The organism is Actinokineospora guangxiensis, from assembly GCF_042657845.1.
Classification (GTDB): Bacteria; Actinomycetota; Actinomycetes; order Mycobacteriales; family Pseudonocardiaceae; genus Actinokineospora; species Actinokineospora guangxiensis.
In genome coordinates, this window is record NZ_JBHSKF010000011.1 from 84,227 (window position 1) to 98,771 (window position 14,545).

The 14,545-nt window shown below is 73.2% G+C and carries 12 protein-coding genes; 9 read left to right on the top strand and 3 right to left on the bottom strand.

The genetic code is table 11. The features are described from left to right. The first annotated feature begins 150 nt into the window (after positions 1-150). From ACFPM7_RS20580 to ACFPM7_RS20600, 5 genes are all read left to right on the top strand, one after another. Complete coding sequence (locus ACFPM7_RS20580; protein ID WP_378249301.1) at positions 151-1,725, top strand: GAF domain-containing sensor histidine kinase; 1,575 nt, start codon at positions 151-153, stop codon at positions 1,723-1,725. Further along, positions 1,725-2,381 carry a response regulator gene (locus tag ACFPM7_RS20585; RefSeq protein ID WP_378249302.1) on the top strand — a complete coding sequence of 219 codons (657 nt, stop codon included), beginning with the start codon at positions 1,725-1,727 and terminating at the stop codon, positions 2,379-2,381. The genes ACFPM7_RS20580 and ACFPM7_RS20585 overlap by 1 nt, the downstream gene beginning before the upstream one ends. A gap of 104 nt (positions 2,382-2,485) precedes the next feature. After that, complete coding sequence (locus tag ACFPM7_RS20590) at positions 2,486-3,652, top strand: UDP-N-acetylglucosamine 2-epimerase (RefSeq protein WP_378249303.1); 1,167 nt, start codon at positions 2,486-2,488, stop codon at positions 3,650-3,652. 30 nt (positions 3,653-3,682) lie between these two features. Further along, a complete protein-coding gene (locus tag ACFPM7_RS20595) occupies positions 3,683-4,888 on the top strand; it encodes an MFS transporter (RefSeq protein WP_378249304.1) in 1,206 nt (401 codons plus the stop codon). An 11-nt stretch (positions 4,889-4,899) separates the two neighbouring features. Further along, positions 4,900-6,237, top strand: coding sequence for a GH1 family beta-glucosidase (locus ACFPM7_RS20600; protein WP_378249305.1), 1,338 nt, complete (start codon positions 4,900-4,902; stop codon positions 6,235-6,237). On the opposite strand, the gene ACFPM7_RS20605 is transcribed toward ACFPM7_RS20600, so the two are convergent. From ACFPM7_RS20605 to ACFPM7_RS20615, 3 genes are all read right to left on the bottom strand, one after another. Then, entirely contained in the window at positions 6,234-7,223 is a 990-nt protein-coding gene (locus ACFPM7_RS20605) for a beta-ketoacyl-ACP synthase 3 (RefSeq protein ID WP_378249306.1), read from the bottom strand. The genes ACFPM7_RS20600 and ACFPM7_RS20605 overlap by 4 nt on opposite strands. A gap of 155 nt (positions 7,224-7,378) precedes the next feature. Further along, on the bottom strand, positions 7,379-9,709 hold the full coding sequence (locus tag ACFPM7_RS20610; RefSeq protein WP_378249307.1) for a beta-xylosidase/alpha-l-arabinosidase: 2,331 nt from the start codon (positions 9,707-9,709) through the stop codon (positions 7,379-7,381). 73 nt (positions 9,710-9,782) lie between these two features. Continuing rightward, positions 9,783-10,781 carry a LacI family DNA-binding transcriptional regulator gene (locus ACFPM7_RS20615; protein WP_378249308.1) on the bottom strand — a complete coding sequence of 333 codons (999 nt, stop codon included), beginning with the start codon at positions 10,779-10,781 and terminating at the stop codon, positions 9,783-9,785. A 263-nt stretch (positions 10,782-11,044) separates the two neighbouring features. On the opposite strand from ACFPM7_RS20615, the gene ACFPM7_RS20620 reads away from it, so the two are divergent. The 4 genes from ACFPM7_RS20620 to ACFPM7_RS20635 are packed head-to-tail and all read left to right on the top strand — an operon-like array spanning position 11,045 to position 14,534. Then, on the top strand, positions 11,045-12,319 hold the full coding sequence (locus ACFPM7_RS20620; RefSeq protein WP_378249309.1) for an extracellular solute-binding protein: 1,275 nt from the start codon (positions 11,045-11,047) through the stop codon (positions 12,317-12,319). 32 nt (positions 12,320-12,351) lie between these two features. After that, positions 12,352-13,221 (top strand): carbohydrate ABC transporter permease, encoded by an 870-nt coding sequence (locus ACFPM7_RS20625; protein ID WP_378249310.1) that lies wholly within the window; start codon positions 12,352-12,354, stop codon positions 13,219-13,221. Then, positions 13,218-14,096: a carbohydrate ABC transporter permease gene (locus ACFPM7_RS20630; RefSeq protein ID WP_378249311.1), complete on the top strand. Its 879-nt coding sequence runs from the start codon at positions 13,218-13,220 to the stop codon at positions 14,094-14,096. Before ACFPM7_RS20625 ends, ACFPM7_RS20630 begins: the two co-directional genes overlap by 4 nt. Positions 14,097-14,105: 9 nt before the next feature. Next, positions 14,106-14,534 (top strand): hypothetical protein, encoded by a 429-nt coding sequence (locus tag ACFPM7_RS20635; protein WP_378249312.1) that lies wholly within the window; start codon positions 14,106-14,108, stop codon positions 14,532-14,534. The last annotated feature ends 11 nt before the right edge of the window (positions 14,535-14,545 follow it).

Here is a 14,545-nt window from a genome sequence, read left to right on the forward strand (position 1 = left end):
ACCGGACTGCCCGCCATTCGGGTAGCAAGCCACCATTCGCTGTGACCTTATTCGCCCGATAGGGGCAGGAATTGTCTCGGGGGTGTATCAGTTCGGGGATTGCGAACGATCCCACCATCAGGTGCGGCCGATGACGGCCGCGATGGCCGAGTGGAGGCCGAGCTGGACACCGATCTGCGCGACGCGAACGGGCTCGGCGCCATCGCGGTCCGGCCGGGACCGCAGGGCGACCCCCTGCTGACCGCCGTCCTCGCCATCGGCGGCGACCTGCGCGTGCGCTCCGTGCTCGACCGGACCGTCGCCGCCGCCGCCGCGCTGACCGGGGCCACCCGCGTCGAGCTGACCGTGCTCGGCCGCGACGGCGAGATCACCGACCGGGCCACCGCGGGCCCCGACATCGCACTGGCCCCCGGCATCATCGAGCACATCACCGCGGCGGGCTCCGCGGTCGGCACGCTGCGCGCCGCGCGCACCGATGATGAACCCGCCTTCACCGACGCCGACGCGCACGCCCTCGCCGTGCTCGCCACCGCGGCGGGCAACGCCCTGGGCAACGCCCACCGCCACGAGCGCGGCCACCGGCGCGCCGAGTGGCTGCGGGCCACCACCGAGGTCACCGCCGCGCTGCGCACCGGCCCGCCCGCCGAGGACGGCCTGGCCCTGCTGGCCCGCAAGGCCAAGGAGATCCCGGACGCCGTCCTGGCGATAGTCGCCCTCCCCCACACCGCCGACACCATGGTCCTGCACACCGTCGTCGGCCTGATGGCCGACGAGCTGACCGGCGCCCGCGTCGGCCTGACCGACAGCATCACCGGCGACGTGCACAGCACCGGCCGCGCCCGCTCCTTCGAGGCCGTCGCCGACGCCACCGAGCGCCGCTCGGCTCGCACCTACTCCATCCTCGGCTCCGGCATCGGCAGGCTCGGCCCCGCCGCGTTCGTGCCGCTCGGCGCGGGCTCGCGGCCCATCGGCGTCCTCATCGTCGCCAAGCGCCTCGGCGACACCCCCTTCGACGACGACGACCTCGACATGATCAGCGGCTACGCCACCCACGCCGCGCTGGCCATCGAGTTCGCCGAGGCCCAGCAGGACCGCCAGCGCCTGGCCCTCTACGAGGAGCGCGACCGCATCGCCAGGGACCTGCACGATCTGGTGATCCAGCGGCTGTTCGCCATCGGCCTCGGCATGCAGGCCCTCGGCCGGGGCGCGGGGGCGCCGGTGGCCGCCGAGCTGGGCGGGTTCGTCAGCGAGATCGACACCACGATCCGCGACATCCGGCGCAGCATCTTCTCCCTGCAGGAGCCCGCCAACGGCCCGCAGAGCGCGCGCGGGGACATCCTGCGGGTGATCTCCGAGGCCACCGTCACCCTCGGCTTCGAGCCCAGCGTCAGCCTGGACGGCCCGCTGGACTCGGTCGTCCCGCCGGAGGTCCAGCTCGACCTGATCGCCACCCTGCGCGAAACCCTGTCCAATGTGGTCCGCCACGCCCTGGCGGGCCAGGTGATGGTCAACGTCGTGGTCGACCGCACCGCCACCCGGCTCTCGCTGACCGTGCGCGACGACGGCACCGGCCTGCCCGCCGGGATCGGCCACCGCGGCGGGCTGACCAACATCGCCCGCCGGGCCGAGCGCTGGGGCGGCCGCTGTGTGGTGGACAGCCCCGACGGCCGCGGCACCCGCATAGACTGGCAGGTCCCGCTGCACCGGACCGGACAGGAGCGCTGATGGGCATCTCGGTGTTCATCCTCGACGACCACGAGGTGGTCCGGCGAGGACTCAGGCAGCTGCTGGAGGCCGAGGCCGACATCGACGTCGTCGGCGAGGCCGCGACGGCCGCCCAGGCGCTGGCGCGGGTCCCGGCGCTGCGCCCCCAGGTGGCCGTCCTGGACGTGCGCCTGCCGGACGGGGAAGGGGTGACGGTCTGCCGGGACCTGCGGTCCTCGGTGACCCCGCCGCCCGCGTGCCTGATGCTGACCTCGTTCTCCGACGACGAGGCGCTGTTCGGGGCGATCATGGCGGGAGCGGCCGGGTACATGCTCAAGCAGGTCAGCGGGAACGACCTGGTGTCGGCGGTGCGGACGCTGGCGGGCGGGGGGTCGCTGCTGGACGCGGGGGTGACCGCGACGGTGCTGGACCGGCTGCGGGCCGGGCGGGTGGAGGACCCCCGCTACGCGACACTGAGCCCGCAGGAGCGCAAGATCCTGGACCTGATCGCCGAGGGGATGACGAACCGCCAGATCGCCATGCAGCTGTACCTGGCGGAGAAGACGGTGAAGAACTACGTCTCGACGCTGTTGCACAAGCTGGGCTTCGACCGCCGGACCGAGGCGGCGGTGTACGCGACCCGGCTGCGCTCGTCGCGCCCGGGTGAGTCGCGATAGGAGCGTGCTCCCGGCGCCCCGCCCGGCTGGGTAGGCGCGACGGCGTGTCGGCTGCGAGACCGGCTCGGCGGGGGTAGCTTCGGGGCGGACGGAAGGGGGAGCCGATGGCCCGGTGCACGCTGGTTCCCCTACCCGCGCAGACACGGCCCGACAGCGAGCCCGTCGTCTGCCTGGTCGCGGGCGAGGGGGCCGGCGCGGTCCGGCTCTCGCCGTTGGCGTTGCGGTTGCGGGAAAGTCGGCGGGTGCGGGTCGTGGTGACGGCGTGCGGACCCGCCGCCGCCGACGCGCTCGCCGCGCTCGGGGCGCCCCCTGACGCGGTGATTCCGCTGGAGGGCCCCACTCTTCTGTCCGCGCCGGCGCTCATGTCCGCTTTGGACAGGCTCTTCGCCGACAGCGCCGCCGACGCCGTGGTGGTGGCCGGGGATTCCGCGGTGGCGTTCGGGGCGGCGATGGCGGCGTTCTGGCGGCGCACGCCGGTGGTGCACCTCGACGCCGGGGTCCGCTCGCACGACCTCACCGCGCCGTTCCCCGAGGAGGGGCACCGCAGGCTCATCGCGCAGGTGGCGTCGCTGCACCTGACGACGACGGCCGAGGCGAGCGCCAACCTGGCCGAGGAGGCGCACTCCGGGCGCACCGTGCTCACGGTGGGGAGCACGGCGGTGGACGCGGCGCGGTTGGCGTTGGCGCGGCGGGCGTGTTCGCCGTTCGCGGAGCTGGAGGCGGTGGCGGCGCGGGGGGACGGTCGGGTCGCGGTGGTCTGCCTGGACCCGGACCGGCACCGGGCGGAGACCTTCGCCAGGGTGTTGCACGCGGTGTGCGACCTGGTGCTGGCGACGCCGGACCTTGAGGTGGTGCTGCCCGCGCCGCGCGAGAGCGGGCTGCGGGCGCTGGCCGAGGACATGCTGGGGCGGCTGGTGCGGGTGGTGGTGACCGACCCGCTGGCGCAGCCGGACCTGCTGGGGCTGCTCGCGGTGGCCAGCGCGGCGGTGTCGGACCCGGGGCCGCTGGTCGAGCAGGCCGCCGCGCTCGGCGTGCCGACGCTGGTGCTGGCGGGCGAGCGCGGGACGTGGACGGAGCCGGAGCACCAGGGGGCGCCGTGGGTGGCGGGGCCGGACCGGGCGGTGGTGGCGCGCATCGCCGAGAAGCTGGTGCTGACCGGGCCGCGGCCGCCGGGCGCGGTGCTGGAGGACGGGGTCGCGGCGCTGCGGTGCGAGCAGGCGGTGGAATGGCTGTTGGGGCTATCGGAGCGACCGGCGGAGTTCGTATGCTGACGCGAACTTCGTTCATTTTTAGGGGTCGCCGTGGAGACGCAGGCCGTCGGGCGTGAGGTGTCCGCGCGGTGGACCGCCGCGCTCGTCCTGACCACCGTCGGCACGTTCGTCGGGTGGTACGGGCCGCTGCAGATCCTGCTCGCCAAGCAGGCCGACATGATCGCGCCGCTGTCGAAGGAGAACCTGCTCGCCCTGGTCGCCGCACTGGGGGCGATCTGCTCGATGGTCGCCAACCCGGTGTGGGGCGCGCTGTCGGACCGCACCACCGGGCGGTGGGGGCGGCGCACGCCGTGGGTGGTCGGCGGCTCGCTGGCCGGGGCGGGCGGTCTGGCCGTGCTGTCGCAGGCGGCGTCGACCACGGGCATGATCATCGGGTGGTGCCTGGTGCAGATCGCCCTCAACGCGCCGCTGGCCGCGCTCAGCGCGGCGATCCCGGACCAGGTTCCGGTGTCGCGGCGGGGCGTGGTCGGCGGCTGGTTCGGCCTGGCCCAGACCGTCGGGGTGATGGCCGGGACCGGCCTGGCGATCGCGGGCGGCACCATCGCGGGCGGCTACCTGGTCTGCGCGGCGGTGGTCGTGCTGGGCGCGCTGCCGTTCGCGCTGACCCGCGAGGACCCGGCGCTGGAGTGCCCGAGCGGCCCGCTGCTGCGCGGCTTCGTCATCAACCCCCGCCGCTACCCCGACTTCGGCTGGGCCTGGCTGACCCGCTTCCTGATGAACCTGGGCAACGCCATCGCCCTGCTCTACCTGCTGTACTTCCTGGACGACGCGGTCGGCCTGGACGACCCCGACGGCGGCGTCTTCATCCTGACCGCGCTGTACGCGCTGGCGCTGGTCGCCACCGTGGTGCTGGCCGGGGCGTGGTCGGACAGGGCGGGCTCGCGGCGGGTGTTCGTCGCGGTGTCCGGGTCGGTGATGGCCGCGGCGTCGGTGCTGCTGGCGCTCTCGCCGACCTGGCCGGGGGCGGTCGTCGCGGCGCTGGTGCTCGGTGTCGGGTTCGGCGCCTACACCGCCGTCGACTTCGCCCTGGTGACCCAGGTGCTGCCCGCCGACGCCGACCGGGGCAAGGACCTCGGCCTGGTCAACATCGCCAACACGCTGCCGCAGGTGCTCGCCCCGGCGATCGCCGCGCCGGTGGTGCGCTCGCTCGGCGGCTACCCGGTGCTGTACTCGGTGGCCGCCGCGGTCGGCCTGCTGGGGGCCGTGCTGGTGTTCCGCATCCGTTCCGTCCGATGAGGAGTGGTCGAATGTTTCCCGAAGGCTTCCTGTGGGGTGCCGCGTCCGCGGCTTACCAGGTGGAGGGAGCCGTGGACGAGGACGGGCGCGGGGTCTCGGTGTGGGACACCTTCACCGCGCGCCCGGGGGTCGTCCGCGACGGTGACACCGGCAGGGTCGCCTGCGACCACTACCACCGCTACCGCGAGGACGTCGCCCTGCTGCGCGACCTCGGCGTCGGCGCGTACCGGTTCTCGGTGGCCTGGCCGAGGGTGGTGCCCGCGGGCGAGGTCAACCCGGCGGGGCTGGACTTCTACGACCGCCTGGTCGACGAGCTGGTCGGCGCGGGCATCGCCCCCGCGGTCACACTGTTCCACTGGGACCTGCCCCAGCACCTGGAGGACGCGGGCGGCTGGCTCGACCGCGACACCCCGCACCGCTTCGCCGAGTACGCCGCCGTGGTCGCCGAGCGCCTGGGCGACCGGGTCACGCTGTGGATGCCGCTCAACGAGCCGGTCGTGGTGACCATGTTCGGCTACGCGCTGGGCAGCCACGCGCCGGGCCGCACGCTCGGCTTCGAGGCGCTGCCGACGGTGCACCACCAGCTGCTCGGCCACGGCCTGGCCGTGCAGGCGCTGCGCGCGGCGGGCTGCTCGGGCATCGGCATCGCCAACAACCACGCCGCGGTCTCCCCCGCCTCCGACGACCCGGCCGACGTCGACGCCGCCGACAGCTACCGCACGCTGGTCAACTGGCTGTTCTCCGACCCGATCCTGCGCGGGGAGTACCCGGTGCCGGAGCTGGCCGCGGCGATGCCCGGCCCGGTCGCCGCCGACCTGAAGGTCATCAGCGAGCCGCTGGACTTCTACGGCGTGAACTACTACCAGCCCACGGTGGTGGGCGCACCGACCGGCAAGGAGGTGCAGGTCGAGGGCGCGCTGCTGCCGGCGGGACTGCCCTTCGAGCCGCGCGAGATCGACGCGCCCAAGACCGACTTCGGCTGGCCGATCGTGCCCTCCGGGCTGCGCGACACGGTGCTGATGTTCACCGAGCGCTACGGCGACGACCTGCCGCCGGTCTACATCACCGAGAGCGGCTGCTCCTTCCACGACCCCGACCCGGTCGACGGCCGCGTCCCCGACCAGGCCCGCGTCGACTACCACGAGTCACACCTGGCCGCGCTGGCCGAGGCAATCGCGGCGGGTGCCGACGTGCGCGGCTACTTCGCCTGGTCGGCGACGGACAACTTCGAGTGGGCCGCGGGCTACGCCGAGCGCTTCGGCCTCGTGCACATCGACTACCGGACCCAGGTCCGCACGCCGAAGGACTCCTACCACTGGTACCGGGACTACATCCGGGCCAACAGCTAGGCGAGCACCGGCACTCTGGCGGGCATCCGCACGACCTGGGCGGCGTAGGTCAGGCCCGCGCCGAAGCCGATCAGCAGGGCCAGCCCGCCGGGGGCCACCGCGCCCTCGGCGAGCAGCCGGTCCATCGCCATCGGGATGCTGGCCGCCGAGGTGTTGCCCGCCTCGACCACGTCGGCGGCGACCACGGCGTCCGGTGCGCCGAGCTTGGCCGCGATCGCCTTGACGATCCGCAGGTTGGCCTGGTGCGGGATGATCGCGGCGAGGTCGGCCGGGCGCACGCCCGCCCGCTCGCAGGCCTGCACGGCGATCGGGTGGATCTCGGTGGTGGCCCAGCGGAACACGGCTTGGCCCGCCATGTGCATGAGCCCGCCGTCGGGGATGTGGATGAGGTCGGCGGCCGAGCCGTCGCTGCCCCACACGACCGGGCCGACGCCCGGCTCGTCGGCCGCGGTGAGCACGGCGGCGCCCGCGCCGTCGCCGAAGATGATGCTGGTGCCGAGGTCGGCGGGGTCGACCAGCGAGGTCATCCGCTCGGTCCCGACGACCAGGACGACGCGCGCGGACCCGGCGCGGATCGCGTCGGCGGCGACGCCGAGGGCGTAGCAGAAGCCCGCGCAGGCGGCGTTGAGGTCGTAGGCGGCGGCGCCGCCCGCGCCGACCTGGCAGGCGACGGCGGCGGCCAGGCCCGGCAGCGGCGCCTCGGCGCTGCACGTCGCGACGATCACCAGCTCGACGCCCGCCGGGTCGAGTCCACTGTGGTCGACCGCGCGGCGGCCCGCGGCGACCGCCATCGCGGTGGTCGTCTCCCCGCCCGCGGCGACCCGCCGCGACTCGATCCCGGTGCGCTCGCGCACCCATTCGCCCGTGCGCCCGAAGCGCTCGGCGATGAGGGCGCTCTCGACCGCCCCTACCGGCCGGTACGCCCCGACTCCGACTATCTGGGCCCCGGCCGCGCCAGCGGTCCGGCGCAATGCGCTTACTGCCACCGAGCCAGGTTGGTCAACTACCAATCGGTAGCACGCACGTTGTGACCATATTCTCACCGAAAGGATGAGCACTCGTGAGTAGCTTTTCTCCGGCCGCGGCGCGCTCCGACGCCGAAAGGCCCGACCGGACGCCGGGCCTTTCGGTCCACACCGGACTATTCGACCGGCGCGGGTGAGACCTCGACGGGCGTCGACAGGACCCGGTCGTGGCCGACGGCGCGCCGGGCGCCGGTCAGCCGGACGCGGGCGGTGAGCGGCTGGTCGTCGCTGGAGGTGCCGACCCTCAGCTCCAGCGCGCCGGGCTCGACGGCCAGGCGCCCGTCCACCCCGGCGAAGGCGGTCCGGTCGGCGTGCAGGCGCAGCCGCACCCTGGCCGCGGCGCCCTCGGCCAGCTCGACCCTGGCGAAGCCGACGAGCTGCTGCACCGGCCGGGCCACCGGGGCGACCGGGTCGTGCAGGTAGAGCTGGACCACCTCGGCTCCCGCGCGGTCACCGGTGTTGCGCACGGTCACCTCGACGGCGAACTCGCCGTCGGTGGGCGCTTCGTCGGTGTCCACCGACAGCTCGGACAGGGCGAAGGAGGTGTAGGACAGGCCGTGGCCGAAGGCGTAGGCCGGGGTGGTGTCGGCGGCGGTGATGCCGCTGGGGGCGTCGAGCCGGGCGTGCAAGTAGCCGTGCGGCTGGCCGCCGGGGCGCAGCGGGATCTGGATGGGCAGCTTGCCGGAGGGGTTGACCCGGCCGGACAGCACCGCGGCCACCGCGGGCCCGCCCGCCTCGCCGGGGAAGAACGCCTGCACGACCGCGGCGGCGCGGTCGGAGACGTCCAGCGCGTAGGGCCGCCCGGACAGCACCACCACGACGACCGGGGTGTCGGTCTCCAGCACCGCCTCCAGCAGGGCGGACTGCGCGCCGGGCAGGGTCAGGTCCTCGGCGTCGCAGCCCTCCCCGGAGGTGCCCCTGCCGAAGAGGCCGGAGCGGTCGCCGACGACGAGCACGCAGACGTCGGCGGCCGCGGCCAGCGACACCGCGGCCGGGATGCCGTCGCGCTCGTCGGCGTCGACCGGGCAGCCGGGGTCGTGGGTGATCAGCGCGTCGGGGAACTCCGCGCGCAGGGCGGCGAGCGCGGTCGGCGCGACGACGCCGAGCGGCACGTCGGGGTACTGGGTGCCGACGTGGTTGGGGAAGGCGTAGCAGCCGAAGAGGGAGAGCACCTCGTCGGCGCAGGGCCCGACCACGGCGATCCGGCCGGGGGACGCGGCCAGCGGCAGGGTGCCGTCGTTGTCCAGCAGCACCACCGACTTCTCGGCCAGCTCGGCGGCCACGGCCCGCAGCGCGGGCGGGGCGAGGTCGACCGAGGCGGCCTCCTGCGGCTCCCAGTCCGCGTCGAGCAGGCCCAGCTCGCCCTTCTGCCGCAGGACCCTGGTCACGGCCCGGTCGACCAGTTCCTCGGACACCTCGCCGGAGCGGACGCGCTCGGCCAGCGGCGCGCCGTAGCAGCGCACGCTGGGCAGCTCGACGTCGATGCCCGCGGCCAGGGCGAGCCCGGCCGCCGCGCCCGGGGAGTCGGCCACGCCGTGCATGGTCTCCAGGAAGGACACCGCGAAGTAGTCGGCGACGACGACGCCGGTGAAGCCCCACTCCTCGCGCAGCAGGCCGGTCAGCAGCGTCGGGTCGGCCGCGGGCGGCAGGCCGTCGACGGCGGCGTAGGAGTTCATCACCGAGCGGGCCCCGCCCAGGCGCAGCGCCATCTCGAACGGCGGCAGCAGCACGTCGCGGAACTCGCGGGGGCCGACGGAGACGGGCGCGTGGTTGCGACCGCCGCGCGAGGCCGAGTAGCCGGCGAAGTGCTTGAGCGTGGCCACGAGGCCCGTGGACTCCAGGCCCCGGGTGTAGGCCGAGCCGATGAGCCCGACCAGGTACGGGTCCTCGCCGATGGACTCCTCGGTGCGGCCCCACCGCGGGTCGCGGGCCACGTCCAGCACCGGGGAGAGCCCCTGGTGGACCCCGACCGAGCGCATGGTGGAGCCGATCAGCGCGGCCATGCGCTCCACCGCGTCGGGGTCGAAGGAGGCGCCCCAGGCCAGCGGGGTCGGGCAGACGGTGGCCTGCCAGGCGGTGAAGCCGGACAGGCACTCCTCGTGGGCGACCGCGGGAATGCCGTGCCGCGACCCGGCGACGAGCCTGCGCTGGGTCTCGGCGAGCACCTTCGCGCCGACGGCGGGGTCGACCGGACGGGTGCCGAAGACCCGGGTGAGCTGGCCGAGACCGGGCCGGGTCAGCACGTCCCACGGCGGCAGCGGCTCGGCGAACTCGTGCTGGGCCGGGGCGACCTCCTCGTCGGTGTCGGACACGCCGACCCAGACGCCGACGAGCTGGGCGAGCTTCTCCTCCAGGGTCAGCTCGGCGACGAGCAGCGCAACCCGCTCGTCAAGCGGGCGGGCCGGGTCGGCCCAGGCTGCTCCGCTGGTGCGGGCGGGGATGGTCACAAGGCTCCTACTCGGGGCAGCGCGGATCGACGCGACGGATGGGGTGCCCGTCGCGCCGGGGTTGTTCCGCTGGTCAGTTCTGGGGCGGCGCCGTGGTCGCCCTGACGACCAGCGGCGTGGCGAGTTCGACGCGGTGGCTGCGCGGCGGCGTGCCCGCGATGAGGTCGGCGAGCATGCGCCCGGCGAGCCTGCCCATCTCGGCCAGCGGCTGGCGCACCGTGGTCAGCGGCGGGGCCGACCAGCGGGCCACCGGCAGGTCGTCGAAGCCGACGACGCTCAGCGCGCCGGGCACGTCCAGGCCGAGGCCGCGGGCGGCTTCGATGACGCCGAGCGCCTGCTCGTCGTTCCCGGCGAAGATCGCGGTCGGCGGCGACGGCAGGGCCAGCAGCTCCAGGGCGTGGCGGTAGCCGCTCTCGTGGTGGAAGTCGCCGTGGCGGACCAGGGACGGGTCCACGGCGATGCCCGCGCGCTCCAGGGCGGTGCGGTATCCGTCTATGCGCGCCTTGCTGCACAGGAAGCCGAACGGGCCGCCGATGACGGCGATGCGCCGGTGGCCGAGGTCCAGCAGGTGCTCGGTGGCGGCGAGGCCGCCCGCCCAGTTCGTCGCGCCGACGCTGGGGATGTCGGGGCTGGGCAGGTCGGCCGGGTCGACCACGACGAGCGGGACCCTGGCGCGCTCCAGCAGGCGCAGGTCGGCCTTGGTCAGCTCCGAGGTGACCAGCAGCGCGCCTGCCCGCCGCGACCGCACGATGCGCGACGCCCAGTCCTTGCCGCTGGACATGGCCGAGACGACCGGCTCGACGCCGGACTCGACCACGCCGCGGATTATCTCCACCGCCCACGGGCTGTCCAGGGCGGTGAAGACCAGGTCGACCACGATGGTGTCGGTGGCCGCGCGCCGCGAGCCCACGGGGACGTAGGCGTGCTCCTCCAGCAGCCTGCGCACGCGCGCCCGGGTCTCGGCGGCCACGTCGTCCTTGCCGTTGAGCACCTTGGACACGGTGGGCAAGGAAACGCCGGCGGCCTGCGCGATGGTGGCCAGGGTCGGCCGCCGCGTACGGGGACTCGACATCGCTCCTCCTCGCCGGTCAAGCAGGGTGTGCGAGCCAGTTTTCTCGAAACGACTCCGAAACACAAGACCGCGAAGTTTCGGGCCGAGATCATCTCGTTATAGCCGCTGGCAGGGCTATGAGCTGCGGAAACTCGAAAGTCTTGCGAACCCTTGTGAGTCTTGACACGCGAATCGGACGGCCATAGTTTCCCTCCCTAGTCACCCGAGTATCGAAATACTTTCGGAAGGTGGGCGGTGCGATGGTGCGCCGATTCGGAACACGGATGAGGGCTGTCTGCGCGGTGTTCGCCGCGACGGCGCTCGCCGCCTGCGGCACCGCGGGACCGGGCACCGGAGCCGGCGGCGGCGCGGGCGAGCCGGTGGTCATCTGGGCGTTGCAGGACGAAGCGCTGAACAAGATCGAGCAGGACTCGATCAACCGGTTCGGCGCGGACAAGGCGAAGCTGGAGACCTTCGCCAACGACCCGTACAAGCAGAAGCTGCGCGTGGCCCTGGGCTCACCGCAGGCGCCGGACGCCTTCTTCAACTGGGGCGGCGGCAACCTCAAAGAGTACGTCGACGCGGGCAAGGTCGCCGACCTGACCGGCCTGCTCGACAGCAAGCCCGAGCTCAAGGCGGCGTTCCTGCCGAGCGTGCTGGACGGCGCGAAGATCAACGGCAAGCACTACGGCATCCCGATGCGCGGGATGCAGCCGGTGGTCCTGTTCTACAACAAGAAGGTCTTCACCGAGGCGGGCGCCGAGCCGCCGAAGACCTGGGACGACCTGCTGGCCCTGGTCGACACGTTCAAGGGCAAGAACATCACCCCGATCTCCCTGGCCGGGTCGCAGGCCTGGACCGAGCTGATGTGGGCCGAGTACGTCCTGGACCGCATCGCCGGGCCCGAGGTGTTCCAGAACATCCGCGACAACGGTCCGGCGGGCTGGAAGGACCCGGCCGTGGTCGAGGCGATGACCGCGCTCAAGGGGCTCATCGACCGCGGCGCGTTCGGCGACAACTTCGCCTCCGTGGGCTACGACATCGGCGGCGCGTCCACGCTGCTGGCGCAGGGCCGCGCGGCCATGCACCTGATGGGCTCGTGGGAGTACACCAACCAGCTCAGCCAGTCCCCCGACTTCGTCAAGGCGGGCGACCTCGGCTGGGTGCCGTTCCCGGAGATCCCCGGCGGCAAGGGCGACCCGGGCAACGTGGTCGGCAACGCGACGAACTACTACTCGCTGACCGAGGGCTCGCCGCAGCTCGACGCCGCCAAGGAGTTCGTCTCCACGCAGCTCACCAGCCCGGAGTACGTCAAGGCGCTCATCGACGCGGGCGACGTCCCCGCGGTGGCGGGCATCGAGGAGCAGCTGAAGTCCGCGCCGAACGCCGAATACACCCAGTGGGTGTACGGCATCGCCAAGGACGCGCCGACCTTCCAGCTGTCGTGGGACCAGGACTTGCCCGCCGACCAGGCCGAGTTCATGCTCACCCAGTTGCAGGAGTTCTTCCTCGGCAAGGTTTCGCCGCAGCAGTTCGCCGACTCCCTCGCCAGCCGCTGACCGGATAGCGGTCGAACCGAAAGAGCCAGAAGATGTCCACCGTGCGTCCGTCCCCGGCCTACGCGCTGCCCGCGTTCGCGTTCTTCGGGATCTTCGCCGCCCTGCCCATGGTCCTGGTCGTGTACCTGTCCATGACCGCCTGGGGCGGGCTCGGCACCCCGGAGTTCCTGGGTCTCGACAACTGGAGCACCCTGCTGTCGGACCCCGCGGCGCGGGAGTCGCTGGGGCGGACCGCGGTGTTCATCGTGCTCACCTGGGCCGTCCAGACCCCCGTCGCGCTGCTGATGGGGGCCTGGTCGGCCGGGAAGCAGCGCAACCGCGCGATCCTGAGCGCGCTGTTCTTCGTCCCGCTGCTGCTGTCCACCGCGGCCATCGCGCTGCTGTGGCAGGTGCTGCTGGACCCGAACTTCGGTCTCCCCCAGTCGGTGACCGCGTTGCAGTCGATCGGTTTCCTGGGCGACCCGGAGATCGCGCTCTACACGGTCGTGTTCGTGGTGAGCTGGCAGTACATCCCGTTCCACGCGCTGCTCTACCAAGGCGCGGCGCGCAACATCCCGGCCGTGCTCTACGACGCGGCGATGATCGACGGCGCGTCGCGGGCGGGCCGGTTCTGGTTCGTGACCCTGCCGCAGCTGCGGTACACGGTGGTCACCTCGTCGATCCTGATGGTGGTCGGGTCGCTGACCACTTTCGACACCGTGCTGATCCTGACCAACGGCGGCCCGGGGACGGCGACCCGCATCGCGCCGCTGTACATGTACGACACCGGGTTCGCCGGGTTCCAGATGGGCTACGCCAGCACGATCGCGGTGCTGCTGCTCGTGCTGGGCACGGCGCTGTCGCTGATCACGATGAAGGTGACGAGGTTCCGCTCGATGCAGAGCCAGCAGGAGGGCCAGTGACCGCGCTGCAGACCCGTCGCGCCGCGGCGCGGCCAGAGCCCCCGGCGCACCGGGGCCGCAGGCAGCGGCCGAACCTGGTCGCGGGCATCGGAGCCGCGCTCTGGCTGATCGTCGTCATCGTCCCGCTGTACTACCTGCTGACCGGCAGCGTCCGGGGCCGCGGCGAGTACCTGACGGGCGATTCGCTGTCGCTGCCGGAGAACCCGACGCTGGACAACTACGCCACGGTGCTCGAAGGCGGGTTCACGACCTACCTGCTCAACAACATCATCGTCACCGTGGGCACGGTCGCCATCGTCGTGCTGTGCGCGGTGCCCTGCGCCTACGCGGTGGCGCGCAGCAGCAGCCCGGTCATCAAGTACGGGTTTACCATGCTGCTGATGGGCCTGGCGATCCCGGCCCAGGCCACCATCATCCCCGTCTACCTGATCATCACCCGGCTGCACCTGTACGACAGCCTGTTGGCGATCATCCTGCCGACGGCGGCGTTCGCGCTGCCGGTGGCCACCCTCGTGCTGGTCAACAGCCTGCGCGACGTCCCGCGCGAGCTGTACGAGGCGCAGGAGATCGACGGCGCGTCACCGTGGCAGACGTTGACGAACCTGGTGCTGCCGCTGGCCAAGCCCGCCGTGGTGACGGTCGTGATCTACACCTCGCTGCAGGCGTGGAACGGCTTCCTGTTCCCGCTGGTGCTCACGCAGTCGACCGACACCCGGGTGCTGACCCTGGGGTTGTGGGAGTTCCAGGGCCAGTTCGGCGCGAACGTCCCCGGCCTGCTGGCCGCGGTGACGCTGTCGGTGCTGCCGATCTTCGTGGTGTACCTGATCGGCCGCCGCTTCCTGCTCAGCGGTCTGACGGCGGGCTTCGGCAAGTAGGCTGCCCGCATGGACGTCCGTGCAGTCGAGCTGGGATCACGTGTCCGCGCCCGGGGCCTTCCCCCGGCCGTCGAGGCGATCGCCGTGCGCGGGGGAGCCGAGGTGCACCCGGCTCTCGCCTACCGGGCACAGGCGGTGTCGGCGGCGGCCGACGGGCCCGCGTGGACGGTCGTCGCGATGTCCGGGCGGGACGACCTCGTTCCGCTGTGGACCTGCGGCACCGCGACGGTGTTCTCCGCGGGCGACGGCTCCTTCCTGCACTGGGACGCCGAGGAGGACCAGCCGTGGCGCGCATGGCCCACTTTCGCTGGCCCGGCGCGGCACCTGCTGACCGACCTGTGGGAGGACGAGACCGACGACGCCGAGAGGGTCGCGGTCGCTCGCCTGCTGCTGCCAGCGGAGCAGATCGCCGCGGCTCTGGTCCCAGAGGACCGCTAGCGCACGTCCTG

Coding starts and splice junctions, on each gene's coding strand:
- ACFPM7_RS20585 (WP_378249302.1), top strand. CDS start 1,725: ATGGGCATCTCGGTGTTCATCCTCGACGACCACGAGGTGGTCCGGCGA.
- ACFPM7_RS20590 (WP_378249303.1), top strand. CDS start 2,486: ATGGCCCGGTGCACGCTGGTTCCCCTACCCGCGCAGACACGGCCCGAC.
- ACFPM7_RS20600 (WP_378249305.1), top strand. CDS start 4,900: ATGTTTCCCGAAGGCTTCCTGTGGGGTGCCGCGTCCGCGGCTTACCAG.
- ACFPM7_RS20615 (WP_378249308.1), bottom strand. CDS start 10,781: ATGTCGAGTCCCCGTACGCGGCGGCCGACCCTGGCCACCATCGCGCAG.
- ACFPM7_RS20620 (WP_378249309.1), top strand. CDS start 11,045: ATGAGGGCTGTCTGCGCGGTGTTCGCCGCGACGGCGCTCGCCGCCTGC.
- ACFPM7_RS20625 (WP_378249310.1), top strand. CDS start 12,352: ATGTCCACCGTGCGTCCGTCCCCGGCCTACGCGCTGCCCGCGTTCGCG.
- ACFPM7_RS20635 (WP_378249312.1), top strand. CDS start 14,106: ATGGACGTCCGTGCAGTCGAGCTGGGATCACGTGTCCGCGCCCGGGGC.